Source organism: Pseudomonas sp. GL93 (assembly GCF_003408955.1).
Classification (GTDB): Bacteria; Pseudomonadota; Gammaproteobacteria; order Pseudomonadales; family Pseudomonadaceae; genus Aquipseudomonas; species Aquipseudomonas paracarnis.
Map to the genome: position 1 here is coordinate 117,069 of NZ_NKRF01000095.1, position 14,650 is coordinate 131,718.

The window sequence follows — 14,650 nt, forward strand, 5'->3', positions numbered from 1 at the left end:
TTCAGAGATGAACGACGGCCATGTCCAGGCGGCCGTAGTCGTTGTCGTTATGATCGCTGCGCGGTGGCACATGATGGGTTTTCATCACTTGGTCGCCCTGCAGGGTTTCCAGATGAATATCAAAGCCCCAGAGCCGATGCAGGTGCTTGAGCACTTCCTCAGTGGATTCGCCCAAGGGTTTGCGGTCATGCTGCTGGTGACGCAGGGTCAGCGAACGGTCGCCACGCACATCGATGCTGTAGATCTGCACGTTAGGCTCGCGGTTACCGAGGTTGTATTGCGCGGCCAGGGTTTCGCGAATGATGCGGTAGCCGGGTTCGTCGTGGATGGCAGGTACTACCAGGTCGTCCTTGAGGTCGTCGTCCAGGATGCTGAACAGCTTGAGGTCGCGGATCACCTGGGGCGACAGGTACTGCAGGATAAAACTCTCATCCTTGAAGCTGCTCATGGCGAACTTGATGGTCGATAGCCAGTCGCTGCCGGCGATTTCCGGAAACCAGCGGCGGTCTTCCTCTGTGGGGTGCTCGCACATGCGGCGGATATCGCGGTACATGGCAAAACCCAGTGCATAGGGGTTGATGCCGTTGTAGTACGGGCTGTCGAAGCCTGGCTGGAAGACCACGCTGGTATGGGACGTGAGGAACTCCATCATAAAGCCGTCAGTGACCAGGCCCTCGTCGTACAGGTCGTTCATCAGGGTGTAATGCCAGAAGGTTGCCCAGCCCTCGTTCATCACCTGGGTTTGGCGCTGTGGATAAAAATATTGCGCGATCTTGCGTACGATACGCACGATTTCACGCTGCCAGGGCTCCAGCAGCGGTGCGTGTTTTTCCAGGAAATACAGGATGTTTTCCTGCGGTTCGGCGGGGAAGCGTGCATTGTCCTTGTCGCTGTTCTTGTCGGCGCGCTTGGGGATGGTGCGCCACAGGTCATTGATCTGTTTCTGCAGGTGCTCCTCGCGTTCCTTCTGGCGCAGGCGTTCCTCTTCGGCGGAAATCGGATAGGGGCGCTTATAGCGGTCAACGCCGTAATTCATCAGCGCATGGCAGGAGTCCAACAGGTCCTCCACCGCATCGATACCGTGGCGCTCCTCGCACTGCATGATGTATTGCTTGGCGAACACCAGGTAATCGATGATCGAACTGGCATCTGTCCAAGTGCGAAACAGGTAGTTGCCCTTGAAGAAACTGTTATGCCCATAGCAGGCATGGGCCACTACCAGCGCCTGCATACAGATGGTGTTTTCTTCCATCAGGTACGCGATGCACGGGTCGGAGTTGATCACGATCTCGTAGGCCAGGCCCATCTGGCCGCGTGTGTAGGACTTCTCGGTACTGAGGAAGTGTTTCCCGTAGGACCAATGGTGATAGCCCAGGGGCATGCCCACCGAGGCATAGGCATCCATCATCTGTTCAGCGGTGATGACTTCTATCTGGTTGGGATAGGTATCCAGGGCATACCCCGCCGCGATACGGCTGATTTCCCGGTCATAGGCCTGGATCAGTTCGAAGGTCCACTCGGAGCCGGTGGAAATGGGTTGGCGCTTGTTCTCTTTTTTGGCGGTCATGTCACTAACCTGCGCTGGAAGAGTTCACGGAAGACCGGGTAGATATCGCCGGCCGAGACCAGTTGCTGCTGGGCGAACGTGTCGGCAAAGGCTTCGCCGATGCGCTCGTATTCGAACCACAGGGCCTGGTGCTCACGGGGGGTGATTTCGACGTAAGTGTAGTACTGCACGAACGGCATGATCTGGTTGATCAAAATGTCCCGGCAGATCGGCGAGTCGTCGTTCCAGTTGTCGCCGTCAGAGGCTTGGGCGGCATAGATGTTCCACTCGTTGGCGGGGTAGCGCTCGGCCATGATTTCCTGCATCAGCTTCAGTGCGCTGGAAACGATGGTGCCGCCGGTTTCCCGCGAGTAGAAAAACTCCTCTTCGTCCACTTCCCGCGCGCTGGTGTGATGGCGGATGAACACTACGTCAATCTTGTCGTAGTTCCGTTTCAGAAACAGGTACAGCAGGATAAAGAAGCGTTTGGCGATGTCCTTGGTGGCCTGGGTCATGGAGCCGGAAACGTCCATCAGGCAGAACATCACCGCCTTGGAGCTGGGGTTGGGTTGCTTGACCAGCAGGTTGTATTTCAAGTCAAAGGTATCGAGGAACGGCACGCGGTGGATGCGCGCGCTGAGTTTTTCAATTTCAGCCTCGATTTCCTGGATATCGCCGAAGTTGTCCGGTTCTTCACGCTTCAAGCGTGCCAACTCTTCCTTGGCCTGCTTGAGTTTGGCGCGGCTGCTGCCGGACAGGGCGATACGCCGTGCATGGGCTGAACGCAGGGTGCGGATGATGTTGATGCGCGAGGGGTTGCCCTCGTTGCTGATCCCTGCGCGTACGGTCTTGAAGGTGTCGGTGCCGGTCAGATTGCGCTTGACCAGGTTGGGCAGTTCCAGGTCTTCGAACATGAATTCGAGGAATTCTTCCTGGGTGATCTGGAATACGAATTCATCCATGCCTTCGCCAGAGTTGCCGGCTTTGCCTGGGCCTTTGCCACCGCCACCGCCTTGTGGGCGTTGGATATGTTCGCCGGTGGTGAATTCCTTGTTACCGGGGTGCACCACGGTTTGTTTGCCGCCGCGGCCATGGTGAAGCACCGGTTCGTCGATGTCCCGTCCGGGAATGCTGATTTGTTCGCCATGCTCCATGTCGGTGATGGAACGGCGGCTAACGGCCTCTTCTACCGCTTTTTTGATGTGGTCACGGTAACGCCGCAGGAAACGCTGGCGGTTTACCGTGCTCTTGTTCTTGCCATTGAGGCGTCGGTCGATCACATAGCTCATGGGGAGCCCTCCGGGCAGCTTCACGTTACAAGCTTCAAGCCGCGAGCTGGAAGCTTAGAGACAAGCGGTCAACTGCCAGGCCGGATGCCTGGCAGTGCGCGCTTGCCGCTGCCTTACTGCGATTTGCGAACCCGCAGGTACCACTCGGAGAGCAGTCGTACCTGTTTGTCGGTGTAGCCTCGCTCGACCATGCGTGTGACGAAGTCGTTGTGTTTTTGCTGATCCTCCTTGCTGGCCTTGGCGTTGAAGCTGATGACGGGCAGCAGGTCCTCGGTGTTGGAGAACATTTTCTTCTCGATGACCACCCGCAGCTTCTCGTAGCTGAGCCAAGTGGGGTTCTTGCCATTGTTGTTGGCACGGGCGCGCAGTACGAAGTTGACGATTTCGTTGCGGAAATCCTTCGGATTGCTGATGCCGGCGGGCTTCTCGATTTTTTCCAGTTCTTCGTTGAGGGCCACGCGATTGAGGATTTCGCCGGTTTCCGGGTCGCGGTATTCCTGATCCTGGATCCAGAAATCGGCGTACAGGACGTAGCGGTCGAAGATGTTCTGGCCGTATTCGCTGTAGGACTCAAGGTACGCGGTCTGGATTTCTTTGCCGATGAACTCGATGTAGCGCGGCGCCAGGTATTCCTTGAGGAAACGCAGGTAGCGCTCACGGGTTTCGGCCTGGAACTGCTCCTGTTCAATCTGCTGTTCCAGCACGTAGAGCAAGTGCACCGGGTTGGCGGCAATCTCGTGGGGGTCGAAGTTGAAGACCTTGGACAGGATCTTGAACGCAAAGCGCGTCGACAGGCCGTTCATGCCTTCGTCTACACCCGCGGTGTCACGGTATTCCTGGATCGACTTGGCCTTGGGATCGGTGTCCTTGAGATTTTCGCCGTCGTAGACGCGCATCTTCGAATAGATATTGGAGTTTTCCGGCTCCTTGAGGCGCGACAGTACGGTGAACTGGGCAAGCATTTTCAGGGTGTCGGGGGCGCAATGGGCCTTGGCCAGGGAGCTGTTGAACAGCAGTTTGTCGTAGATCTTGATTTCGTCGCTGACCCGCAGGCAGTACGGCACTTTGACGATATAGATACGGTCGATGAAGGCTTCGTTGTTCTTGTTGTTGCGGAAGGTATGCCATTCCGATTCGTTGGAGTGGGCCAGCAGGATCCCGGTAAACGGAATCGCCCCCAGGCCTTCGGTGCTGTTGTAGTTACCTTCCTGGGTAGCGGTGAGCAGTGGGTGCAGCACCTTGATCGGTGCCTTGAACATCTCCACGAATTCCATCAGGCCCTGGTTGGCCCGGCACAATGCGCCCGAATAGCTGTAGGCATCGGCGTCGTTCTGCGGGAATTCTTCCAGTTTGCGGATATCGACTTTGCCCACCAGTGCCGAAATGTCCTGGTTGTTTTCATCGCCGGGTTCGGTCTTGGCCACGCCGATCTGGTTGAGGATCGACGGGTAGAGTTTCACCACACGGAACTGGCTGATATCACCGCCGAACTCGGCCAGGCGCTTGGTGGCCCATGGCGACATAATGGTGTTGAGGTAGCGCCGTGGGATACCGAAGTCTTCCTCGAGGATCGCGCCATCTTCCGTGGCGTTGAACAGGCCCAGGGGCGACTCGAAGACGGGCGAGCCCTTGATCGCATAGAAGGGCACCTTCTCGATCAATTGCTTGAGTTTTTCCGCCAGGGACGACTTGCCGCCGCCGACCGGGCCGAGCAGATAGAGGATCTGCTTCTTCTCTTCCAGGCCTTGGGCGGCATGGCGGAAGTAGGAAACGATCTGGTCGATGCATTCTTCCATCCCATGGAAGTCTTCAAAGGCCGGATAGCGGCGGATCACCTTGTTGGAAAATATCCGCGACAGGCGCGAATTATTGGCGGTTTCCACCAGTTCTGGCTCGCCAATCGCCAGTAGCAGGCGTTCGGCGGCAGAGGCGTAAGTGCTGCGGTCCTGCTTGCACAGCTCGAGATACTCCTGAAGCGTGAGCTCTTCCTGCTGTGTGGACGCGAAGCGTTGTTGGAAGTGGCTAAAGATACTCATGACGTCGTCACCTCGCTCGATACGTGGAGCCGACGCCGGATCAATCAGTCGATGCTGGCAGTCATTGGCGTGCGCCAATGGCTGTTTTCCCCCCAGAACACCCTGAAACGCTACCGATGACCCGTACGCCGGTGTACCGGCTCTCCCCTGATTCGGATGGCCTGCGCTTAAGGATAGTTCGGAATCCGGGAGGTCAAGGCGCGATGCGCAATTAGTTTGGCTGCGCCGTTCGTCAGAAACGGCGCAAGCCCAAGCGTCACGCGGGGTAGCGGGGTGTGAAAAAAATTATTGCGAATCGACTGAAGAAATTTCCGCAGGATAGGTCGTACGCCACAGCTCAAACCCGCCGTCCAGGCTATAGACGTCAGAGAAACCCTGGCTGATCAGATAGGCGGCTGCGCTCTGGCTGGAATTGCCGTGGTAGCAGGCGACGATCAGTGGCGCATCGAGGTCGGCGGCGCGTATGAAGTCGGCGATGTTGACGTTGTCCAGGTGCTTTGCGCCGCTGATGTGGGCGGCGGCGTAGGTGGGCTGGTCGCGGATGTCGACGACTACAGCACCTTGCTCGCGCAGGGCCTGGGCTTGTTCGGGGGGGATACGTTTGAATTCGGTCATGGCGGGCTCCTATGGCTTGGTGGCGGCCGGCGGGGTAATGGAAAGAGGGGATTGGCACTGGCAGTCGAGGCGCTCGCCCGTGTCGATGTTCATCAGGGTCATGGCGCCGCCCCACACGCAACCGGTGTCGAGGGCGAACACGCCGGGTTCATCGCACTTGCCTTCCAGCGCAGCCCAGTGGCCAAAGATGATCTTTGTGTCACGGGTCTTGCGTTCCTTGTGGGCGAACCAGGGCTTGTAGCCGGGGAGGGCGGTGTCGGCGCCTTCCTTGCTCTTGAGGTCCAGTTTGCCTTCGGCCGTGCAGAAGCGCATCCGCGTGAAGTAGTTGGTGATGACTCGCAGGCGGGCCACGCCCGTGAGGTCGTTGTCCCACTTCACCGGATCGTTGCCGTACATGCCGTCGAGGTAAGCGGTGTACAGGTTGTCATCGGCCAATGCACTTTCAACTTCGGCGGCGCACTTGAGGGCTTTTTTCAGTGTCCACTGCGGCGGGATACCGGCATGCACCAAGGCCATGTTGCGGTCCTCGTCATAGTGCATGAGTTTTTGCCGGCGCAGCCAGTCGAGCAGTTGAGCGCGGTCCGGGGCTTCGAGGATTTCCCGCAGGGTGTCACCTTTTTTGAGGCGCTCGATATTGTTGCCGGCCGCAAGCAAGTGCAAATCATGGTTGCCCAGCACGCATACCAGCGAATCACGCAGGCTATAGAGGTAGCGCAGGGTTTCGAGGGACTGCGGGCCGCGGTTGACCAGATCGCCCACCAACCACAAGCGATCATTTGCCGGCTCGAAGGCTACGCGCTCCAGCAGGCGCTTGAGAGGTTCCAGGCAGCCTTGCAGATCGCCGACCGCGTACGTCGCCATCAGTGCAGGGCTCCTGGCACGGCCAGGCGGAAGGGCTTGATGATTGCATCGAACAGTTGGCCGTCGGTGGCCTTCATTTGATACGAGCCTTGCATGGTGCCGACCTTGGAAGTCATCACCGTGCCGCTGCTATAAGTGTGGCTGGCGCCTATGTCGATCAACGGCTGCTGGCCGACAACGCCTGCCCCGCGCACTTCCTCGACCTGACCGTCGCCATCGGTGATGACCCAGTGGCGCGACAGCAGCTTGGCCGGCACCAGCCCGTTGTTCTTCACCGTGATGGTGTAGGCAAAGGCGAAGCGGTTATGTTCGGGTTGCGATTGGTCCGCCAGGAAGCGGGTGACGACGCTGACGTCTATCTGATAGCGAGGATCGGACATGCAAGAGGCCTTAAAAGCGAAGGACAGCAGATGCGGGTCAGTCTAGGCCAAGAGGTGGGCACTAGGCCAGACATGCTGTCTGGGCTCTTGAAACGCGGTTAAACCTGTGGGAGCGGGCTTGCTCGCGAAAGCGGTATCAGTTGACGAAAATGTTGACTGACACACCGCATTCGCGAGCAAGCCCGCACACATTGGATGGTGTTGGGCCTTATTCCTCGGTCGCTGCGGGCTGGATGGCAAGCTGGTCAGCCAGGCGCACGAACGCGGCCAGGTCCAGTTGCTCGGGGCGCAGGCTTCCATCAACGCCGGCAGCTTCGATCTCGGCATTGCTCAGCAGGGCCTTGAGGGTGTTACGCAAGGTCTTGCGGCGCTGGTTGAACGCTTCACGCACAACGCGTTCCAGCAGTTTGTGGTCCTTGGCCGGGTGGGGCAGTACGGCATGTGGCACCAGGCGCACGATGGCTGAATCAACCTTCGGCGGCGGGTTGAACGCGCCCGGGCCGACGTTGAACAGGTGCTCCACGCGGCAGTGATACTGGACCATGATCGACAAACGGCCCCAATCACCACCGCCAGGGCCTGCGGCCAAGCGTTCCACCACTTCCTTTTGCAGCATGAAGTGCATGTCGCGGATGATCCCGGCGTTGTTCAGCAGGTGGAAAATCAGCGGCGTAGAAATGTTGTACGGCAGGTTACCCACCACCCGCAGGCTGTTGGGCGCAGCGCCAAGGCTGTTGAAGTCGAACTTCAGCGCATCGCCCTGGTGCAGGTTGAAGTTGGCTTTGCCGGCGAACTGCTGGTTGAGGATCGGGATCAGGTCCTTGTCCAGTTCCACCACGTCCAGTTGCCCACCGCTGGCCAGCAGGCCCTGGGTCAGCGCGCCCTGGCCCGGGCCGATTTCCAGCAGGCGGTCTTCTGGCTTGGCATGGATGGAGCGCAGGATGCGGTCGATCACGCCAGCGTCGTGCAGGAAGTTTTGCCCGAAGCGCTTGCGCGCCCGGTGTTGGTAATGCTCAGTCATATACGGGTCTCGGCCATCTGATAGGCGGTTTCCAGGGCTACGTGCAGGCTGCCAGTATCGATCTTGCCGCTGCCTGCGAGGTCCAGGGCAGTGCCATGGTCGACGGAGGTGCGGATGATCGGCAGGCCCAGTGTCACGTTGACTGCGGCGCCGAAGCCTTTGTACTTCAGCACGGGCAGCCCCTGGTCGTGGTACATCGCCAGCACTGCGTCGCAGTGCTCCAGATATTTGGGGGTAAACAGGGTGTCTGCAGGCAATGGGCCACGTAGGTCCATGCCTTCTTGGCGCAGGCGCTCTAATGTCGGTTCAATGATGTCGATTTCTTCATGGCCCAAGTGGCCGCCTTCACCGGCGTGGGGGTTAAGCCCACAAACCAGGATACGCGGTTGGGCAATGCCGAATTTGTGTTGCAGGTCGCTGTGCAGGATGCGCGTGACACGCTCCACACGCTCGGCAGTGATGGCATCGGCGATTTCACGCAGCGGCAAATGGGTGGTCACCAGTGCCACACGCAGGCCGCGGGTGGCGAGCATCATCACCACTTGAGCGGTATGGGTCAGTTCCGCGAGGAATTCGGTATGGCCGGAAAAGGCGATGCCGGATTCGTTGATCACGCCTTTGTGCACCGGTGCGGTGATCATGCCGGCAAAGTCGCCGTCGATGCAGCCTTGGCCTGCACGGGTCAACGTCTCCAGCACAAATGCCGCGTTGGCCGTGTTCAACTGCCCGGTAACCACCTTGGCCTGCAGCGGGGTGTCCCACACATACAGGCTACCGGCGGGGGCCGGCCGGGCGGGGCAGTTGCCTGGCGCCACGTCCAGCAGGTTGACGGCCATACCCAGTTGCGCGGCCCGCTCAAGGAGCAGGTCGCGGCTGGTAATGGCAATCAGAGGGTGTGGCTGGGGTTGCGAGGCAAGCAGCAGGCACAGGTCTGGACCAATGCCGGCCGGCTCGCCGGGTGTCACCGCGAAACGCTGGGGTTTCACTGGGTTGCCTGGTCGGTGCCTGTTTGCTCGGCGCCTGGCAGCTTGTTCTCTACGTAGGCTTCGTCGCGGATCTGACGCAGCCAGGTTTGCAGCTCTTCGTCGTATTTGCGGTTACGCAGTACGCTCAGGGCTTGCTGCTCGCGGGCCTGGGTGGTGTTGTCCGTGGCGCGACGGCCAAGGACTTCCAGGACATGCCAGCCGTACTGAGTCTTGAAGGGCTTGGACAATACGCCTTGTGGTGTCTCGGCCATAACTTGCTGGAACTCAGGCACCAGGGCTTTCGGGTCGATCCAGTTCAGATCGCCGCCGTTAAGGGCAGAGCCTGGGTCTTCCGAGAAGCTTTTAGCCAGGGTGGCGAAGTCTTCACCGCTTTCAATGCGGTCGTAGATCTTCTGGGCCAGTTCCTTGGTTTGTGCCTCGGTGCGGATTTCGCTCGGTTTGACCAGGATGTGACGAACGTGTACCTCGTCTTTCAACGAAGTTTCGCCGCCGCGACGTTCCAGCAGCTTCAGGATGATGAAGCCACCCGGGGTGCGGGCTGGCTGGGTGATGCCGCCGACTTCCATGGCGCTCAATTCGCGATCAAACGGAGGTGGCAATTGAGCGGCTTTACGCCAGCCCATGTCGCCGCCTTCGAGGGCGTTGTCGCTGCCGGACTGAGAAATGGCCATCTGGGCAAAGTCCGCACCCGCTTTCAGGCGCTCGTAGATCGCCTGGGTTTTAGCGGCGGCGGCATTGAGCTGCTCAGAGTTGGCTCCGTCCGGGGTAGGAATCAGGATATTAGCCAGGTGCAACTCTTCGGAAAGCTGCATCTTGCCCAGGTCCGAAGCCAGGAAGTTCTTCACTTCCTGCTCGGACACCTGAACCCGCTCGGCCACACGGCGCTGGCGCACACGGCTGATGATCATTTCGCGCTTGATCTGGTCACGGGCGTCCTCGTAGGACAAACCATCGCGAGCCAGGGCGGCGCGGAATTGATCGATGCTCATGTTGTTGCGCTGAGCGATGGTGCCAACGGCCTGGTTCAGTTCTTCGTCCGAAATACGGATGCCGGAACGGTCGCCAATCTGCAATTGCAGGTTTTCGACGATCAGACGCCCCAGTACCTGCGGTTCCAGGACGCTGGTCGGCGGCCCCCCACCGCCACGCTTAGCGATGGTTTGCTGAACTTCCTTGACCCGTTGGTCCAGCTGGCTCTGCATGATCACGTCGTTGTCGACGATGGCCGCTACTTTATCCAGCTGTTGAACTGCGGCGTGTGCCGAAACAGTACCCAGGAACAGCGCGCCCAGCACTAGCGGGCGCAAACACTCAGAAAGCTTTGTCTTCACGTTCACGATAACCTTCAATGCCTTTGTCGAGGAAGCTCTCTACCTTGGCGCCGGTCAGGCCGCCGAGTCCTTTAAGGACGATCTGGAAGAAGAGCCCGTGGTCACCCTTTTCGTTCTGAGGGGCGATCTGCGTGTATTCGTCGTTGGAAACCCAGTAACGGTTGATGACGCGAAGCTTCCAGCAGCAGTTGTCGTACTCGAAACCACCGAAGGCTTCCAGGGTGCGGTTGCGGGCATAGTCGTACTGCCAGCGGGTGATCAGGTTCCACTGGGGAATGATCGGCCACATCATCGAGAAATCGTGTTGCTGGATTTTGTAGTAATCCTTCACATAGTTCTCTTGGCCCGGGCTGCCGAAGTCTCCGCCGAACTGCCATTTGCCGGTCAGCTGGTTGTAGACAACCTGGTCGTTGCGATAGCGGTAGCCCAGGTTGACGACCTTGTTCGGGTTGTCTTCCGGCTGGTAGTGGAACATCGCGCTGCCGGAGCGAGGGCTATGGCTTTCGGTATCCCAGTTGTAGTCGGCTGTGGCGCGCCAGTCGCGGTTGAAGCGGAACTCGTACTCCAGTGCAACAGGAGATACGTTCGAGTGAGCGTCATCACGTGTCTTGGCGTCGATGCCAGGCAATTGAACTTCACGATCCTTGAAATACACCGCTTGGCCGATGGAGGCGCGTTGACGTTCGAAACCGTTTTCTTCGATCCAGCGGCTGGTGAGACCAAAGGACAACTTGTTCTCGTCGCCGATGCGGTCGGAACCGCTGAAGCGGTTATCCCGGAACAACGAGGAGTAGCTGAACGAGTTCTCGCTGGTGTCGAAGACAGGGATCTCGGTCTGGTCTTTATTCGGTACGTAGAGGTAGAACGCACGAGGTTCGAGGGTCTGGTTGTAGTCTTTGCCGAACCAATTGGTTTTACGGTCGAAGTACAGGCCGCTGTCGATGCTTGCAATAGGTACTGAGCGGTCCTGTGAGCTATTGAAGGTTTGACCTCCTGCAGCCATTTGGCTCTTGCCTGTACCGTCAAGGTCAAGATCGTACTTGGTATAAACGTACTTCAACTTCGGCGTCAAAAAGCCGTAGGACCAGTTCATCGGATAAGAGACAGCTGGCGCAAGGTTCAGACGAGTGCCGTTTGCACGGGTCAGGCCGGTAACGTTGGTATCCAGACGACGCGAAACCAAGCCATTTTCGTCCGTAAAGTTACCGTTCTCCAAGTCTCGATCAAAGCGTACGGCTTCGGTTTCATAACTGAAATCCAGCCCGCCCGGATGAAATGGCAGTTGGCCATTCAGCGTGAGTTGCGGCAACCGGTCATATGGAGTGATCTGAGTGATTGTCGCCAGTTGATAGGCTTGGACATTCAAACGGGCCTGATAAGAATCGCCCCGATATGTCAAAGATCCCTGCTGGTTCAGAGCGTCTTGACTCTCAACCCCTTCCTCAAACGACTTCAAATCCTGGAAGTAATAAGGATCGCTGATCCGGGTGTAATCCACTTGCGACGTCAGACGTGAATCCAACCCACCCTTATGCTGCCAATTGAGCATATAGCGGGTCTTTTCGTAATCAGTCTGGTTCTTCCGCTCGTCGTTATCGTCGTTGAGGTACGCCCCGCCAAACTGCCCTTCACTCGACTTGGTCAGATAGCGGAACTCGCCTTCCATCAACAAGCCACGTTTAGTCATGTACTGCGGGTACAACGTGGCATCGTAGTTCGGCGCCAGGTTGAAGTAGTACGGCGTTACCAGCGTAAAGCCAGTCTCGCCACCGGTGCTGAAGCTCGGCGGCAGGAAGCCGGATTGACGACGGTCGTCGATCGGGAAGTAGATATACGGGGTGTACAGGATCGGGATGTTCTTGACCCGCAACGTCGCGTTGGTCGCCGTACCGAAACCGGTGGCCGGGTTCAACGTGATGTTGTTGCCCTTGAGCTGCCAGGCGTTGCTGTCCGGCTCGCAGGTGGTGTACGTACCGTCCTTGAGACGGATAATCGCGTTCTCGGCACGCTTGGCGTAGAGGGCGTTACCGCGAATGCGCGACTTGTGCATCACGTATTCGGCGTTGTCGATCTGGGCGGCGCCGGTGTCGAGCTGAACCTGGGCATGGTCGCCCACGATCAGCGCGCCGTTGTCGCGCAGTCGCACTTTGCCGTTCAGCTCGCCACGGTTCTCGGCCTGGTACAGGCTGGCTTCGTCCGCTTCCAGCTGCATGCTGCCCTGGCGCATGACCACGTCACCAGCCAGGGTCGCGACCTGCTGCTCCTGCTCGTAACGAGAGGCCTTGGCGCCGATGAAGGTCGGTGCATCGCTCTTGTTCGTCTTGTCGTTCATGCCAGGACGAGTCGGCTCGATGTACGCGCCGCCGCAGTAAGGGCCGGTTTCGGCCAACTGTGCTGCGGTCAACTTGTCGCGAGGTACCCAGTCCAGGTGGCTGTAGTCGGCACTGCGCGAACGCAGGCCACGGCCTTTGGCTTCGGTGACCAGCATGGTCTTGGGTTCGGCGTCGACGCTGCCGCCAGCTTTGCCTTGCGGCGTGCTGTTGGCCGAGCTGACGGCAGCACCGTCATGCACCGGGCGCGGTGGCAATGGGGCGGCGGCCGTCTTCGGCGCGCAATCCCAGGCACCCGAAGCAGAGACTGAGCAGTCATACTGTTCCGCGGCGACCACGAATGAGGTGGCGAAAGGTTGCAAGGCCAGCAGACTGCCGGTTACCAGCAACGGAAATTTTCTACGAAACGCGGGGGATTTCAATGCCATCTTATTAGTCCGGGCTTCCTGCGTGCCATCTGCCCGCGGTTTGGGCCGCACGCCTCTCGATGGTCTGAAAAAGATGCGTGATAATAAAGCATGCCCCGCTTGACGGCTAGCGCCGTCGGAGACCCTTGTAATGCCCGAGCAAGATCTACGTTTACAACAGCTGGAAGTCTGGCTGGATGAGCAGTTGCCGATCCTCTTCAACGCGCAGGACTGGGGCCCCGTGCCCCCGGCCACATTGACCGCGGCCAGCAGCGACGCGAGTTTCAGGCGTTACTTCCGATGGGAGGGCGGTGCCCATACGTTCGTCGTCATGGACGCGCCACCCCCCCAGGAAAACTGCAAACCTTTCGTCGATATCGCGCATTTGCTCGCGAAATCGGGAATAAATGTGCCAAAAATTTATGCAGAAGATCTGCCCCGCGGCTTTCTTTTGCTCAATGACCTGGGCAGAAAAACCTATCTGGACGTGATTGACGGTGAAAATGCCGATCAATTATTTGCCGATGCCATCGACGCGCTGCTGGCTTTCCAGCAATTGCCGATGGATGCACCACTGCCCAGCTATGACGTGGCCTTATTGCGTCGTGAGCTCGAACTGTTCCCGGAATGGTACGTGCGTCGTCACCTGGGCATCGACCTCGACCCTGAGCAACAAGCCCTCTGGCAACGTGCCAGCCAGCAGTTGATCGACAGCGCCCTGGCCCAGCCCAAGGTGCTGGTGCACCGCGACTACATGCCGCGCAACCTGATGATCAGTGAGCCGAGCCCTGGCGTGCTGGATTTCCAGGACGCGGTCTACGGCCCGGTGACCTATGACATAACCTGCCTGTTCAAGGACGCCTTCCTCAGTTGGCCCCAGGCCCGCGTGCGTGAGTGGCAGCGCGGCTATTGGCAGCGCGCCGGGCAGCTGGGGATTCCCGTACAGGACGACTTTGAAGAGTTCCTGCGTGCCAGCGACCTGATGGGCGTGCAGCGTCACCTCAAGGTTATCGGCATTTTTTCGCGTATCTGTCACCGCGACGGCAAGCCACGTTACCTGGCCGACGTGCCGCGTTTCTTTGCTTATATAGAAGCGGTGCTGGCCGACCGGCCTGAGTTGAGCGATCTGGGCGAATTGCTCGCCAGCCTGCGCCAGCCCGCCGAGGCCATCGTATGAAGGCGATGATCCTGGCGGCGGGGAAGGGCGAGCGCATGCGTCCGCTCACCCTGCACACGCCCAAGCCGCTGGTACAGGCGGGCGGCAAACGATTGATCGAATACCATCTTGAAGCGCTGGCAAAGGCCGGGTTTACCGAGATCGTGATCAACCCCGCCTGGCTCGGCGAGCAGATCGAAAGCTACCGGGGCGATGGCGCCCAGTTCGGCTTGCGTATCCGCTATTCGGCCGAAGGCGAGCCGCTGGAAACCGGTGGTGGGATTTTCCAGGCGCTGCCATTGCTGGGGGATGAGCCCTTTGTGGTGGTCAATGGTGATATCTGGACCGATTATGACTTCAGCCAATTGCGGCAGCCGCTCCAGGGCTTGGCCCACTTGGTGATGGTCGATAATCCGGCGCATCACCCCTCCGGCGGGGACTTCTATCTAGATCAGGGGCGGCTTCATGATGCCGCGCCCGGTGCCGATAACCTGACCTTCAGTGGCATTTCAGTGCTCGACCCTAAATTGTTCGCGGGTTGCAGCGCCGGTGCCTTCAAGTTGGCCCCGCTGTTGCGCGAGGCCATGGCCAAAGGTTTGGTAACGGGGGAGCACATGGCAGGACGCTGGGTGGATGTGGGGACGCTGGAGCGACTGGCGCAGGTCGAAACCTTGCTGACAGCGGGGCAGTAG

General features: G+C 59.0%; 12 protein-coding genes. 2 read left to right on the forward strand and 10 right to left on the reverse strand.

What is annotated here, in order from left to right:
- Nucleotide 1: 1 nt before the first annotated feature.
- From CER19_RS22055 to CER19_RS22100, 10 genes are all read right to left on the reverse strand, one after another.
- Entirely contained in the window at nt 2–1,567 is a 1,566-nt protein-coding gene (locus CER19_RS22055) for a SpoVR family protein (protein ID WP_003194736.1), read from the reverse strand.
- On the reverse strand, nt 1,564–2,835 hold the full coding sequence (locus CER19_RS22060; protein ID WP_003194735.1) for a YeaH/YhbH family protein: 1,272 nt from the start codon (nt 2,833–2,835) through the stop codon (nt 1,564–1,566). Before CER19_RS22060 ends, CER19_RS22055 begins: the two co-directional genes overlap by 4 nt.
- Before the next feature lie 113 nt (nt 2,836–2,948).
- The gene (locus tag CER19_RS22065; RefSeq protein WP_003194732.1) at nt 2,949–4,871 is read right to left on the reverse strand and encodes a PrkA family serine protein kinase; all 1,923 of its coding nucleotides are present in this window, start codon (nt 4,869–4,871) and stop codon (nt 2,949–2,951) included.
- Nucleotides 4,872–5,156: 285 nt separating this feature from the next.
- Nucleotides 5,157–5,486 carry a thiosulfate sulfurtransferase GlpE gene (glpE, locus tag CER19_RS22070; RefSeq protein WP_116667967.1) on the reverse strand — a complete coding sequence of 110 codons (330 nt, stop codon included), beginning with the start codon at nt 5,484–5,486 and terminating at the stop codon, nt 5,157–5,159.
- A 9-nt stretch (nt 5,487–5,495) separates the two neighbouring features.
- Entirely contained in the window at nt 5,496–6,347 is an 852-nt protein-coding gene (locus CER19_RS22075; protein ID WP_116667968.1) for a symmetrical bis(5'-nucleosyl)-tetraphosphatase, read from the reverse strand.
- The gene (apaG, locus tag CER19_RS22080) at nt 6,347–6,727 is read right to left on the reverse strand and encodes a Co2+/Mg2+ efflux protein ApaG (protein WP_099585670.1); all 381 of its coding nucleotides are present in this window, start codon (nt 6,725–6,727) and stop codon (nt 6,347–6,349) included. Before apaG ends, CER19_RS22075 begins: the two co-directional genes overlap by 1 nt.
- A 208-nt stretch (nt 6,728–6,935) precedes the next feature.
- The gene (rsmA, locus tag CER19_RS22085) at nt 6,936–7,748 is read right to left on the reverse strand and encodes a 16S rRNA (adenine(1518)-N(6)/adenine(1519)-N(6))-dimethyltransferase RsmA (protein ID WP_116667969.1); all 813 of its coding nucleotides are present in this window, start codon (nt 7,746–7,748) and stop codon (nt 6,936–6,938) included.
- Nucleotides 7,745–8,734, reverse strand: coding sequence for a 4-hydroxythreonine-4-phosphate dehydrogenase PdxA (gene pdxA / locus CER19_RS22090; RefSeq protein ID WP_116667970.1), 990 nt, complete (start codon nt 8,732–8,734; stop codon nt 7,745–7,747). The genes rsmA and pdxA overlap by 4 nt, the downstream gene beginning before the upstream one ends.
- The gene (locus CER19_RS22095; RefSeq protein WP_165861663.1) at nt 8,731–10,065 is read right to left on the reverse strand and encodes a peptidylprolyl isomerase; all 1,335 of its coding nucleotides are present in this window, start codon (nt 10,063–10,065) and stop codon (nt 8,731–8,733) included. Before CER19_RS22095 ends, pdxA begins: the two co-directional genes overlap by 4 nt.
- On the reverse strand, nt 10,046–12,823 hold the full coding sequence (locus CER19_RS22100) for an LPS-assembly protein LptD (RefSeq protein WP_060766706.1): 2,778 nt from the start codon (nt 12,821–12,823) through the stop codon (nt 10,046–10,048). The genes CER19_RS22095 and CER19_RS22100 overlap by 20 nt, the downstream gene beginning before the upstream one ends.
- A gap of 130 nt (nt 12,824–12,953) precedes the next feature.
- Here CER19_RS22100 and CER19_RS22105 point away from each other — a divergent pair, with 130 nt between their 5' ends.
- Together CER19_RS22105 and murU are read left to right on the forward strand one after the other, a co-directional pair.
- Entirely contained in the window at nt 12,954–13,979 is a 1,026-nt protein-coding gene (locus tag CER19_RS22105; protein WP_116667972.1) for an aminoglycoside phosphotransferase family protein, read from the forward strand.
- Nucleotides 13,976–14,650, forward strand: coding sequence for an N-acetylmuramate alpha-1-phosphate uridylyltransferase MurU (murU, locus tag CER19_RS22110; protein WP_116667973.1), 675 nt, complete (start codon nt 13,976–13,978; stop codon nt 14,648–14,650). The genes CER19_RS22105 and murU overlap by 4 nt, the downstream gene beginning before the upstream one ends.

Coding starts and splice junctions, on each gene's coding strand:
- CER19_RS22055 (WP_003194736.1), bottom strand. CDS start 1,567: ATGACCGCCAAAAAAGAGAACAAGCGCCAACCCATTTCCACCGGCTCC.
- murU (WP_116667973.1), top strand. CDS start 13,976: ATGAAGGCGATGATCCTGGCGGCGGGGAAGGGCGAGCGCATGCGTCCG.
- CER19_RS22060 (WP_003194735.1), bottom strand. CDS start 2,835: ATGAGCTATGTGATCGACCGACGCCTCAATGGCAAGAACAAGAGCACG.
- CER19_RS22065 (WP_003194732.1), bottom strand. CDS start 4,871: ATGAGTATCTTTAGCCACTTCCAACAACGCTTCGCGTCCACACAGCAG.
- CER19_RS22075 (WP_116667968.1), bottom strand. CDS start 6,347: ATGGCGACGTACGCGGTCGGCGATCTGCAAGGCTGCCTGGAACCTCTC.
- apaG (WP_099585670.1), bottom strand. CDS start 6,727: ATGTCCGATCCTCGCTATCAGATAGACGTCAGCGTCGTCACCCGCTTC.
- CER19_RS22100 (WP_060766706.1), bottom strand. CDS start 12,823: ATGGCATTGAAATCCCCCGCGTTTCGTAGAAAATTTCCGTTGCTGGTA.
- rsmA (WP_116667969.1), bottom strand. CDS start 7,748: ATGACTGAGCATTACCAACACCGGGCGCGCAAGCGCTTCGGGCAAAAC.
- glpE (WP_116667967.1), bottom strand. CDS start 5,486: ATGACCGAATTCAAACGTATCCCCCCCGAACAAGCCCAGGCCCTGCGC.
- CER19_RS22105 (WP_116667972.1), top strand. CDS start 12,954: ATGCCCGAGCAAGATCTACGTTTACAACAGCTGGAAGTCTGGCTGGAT.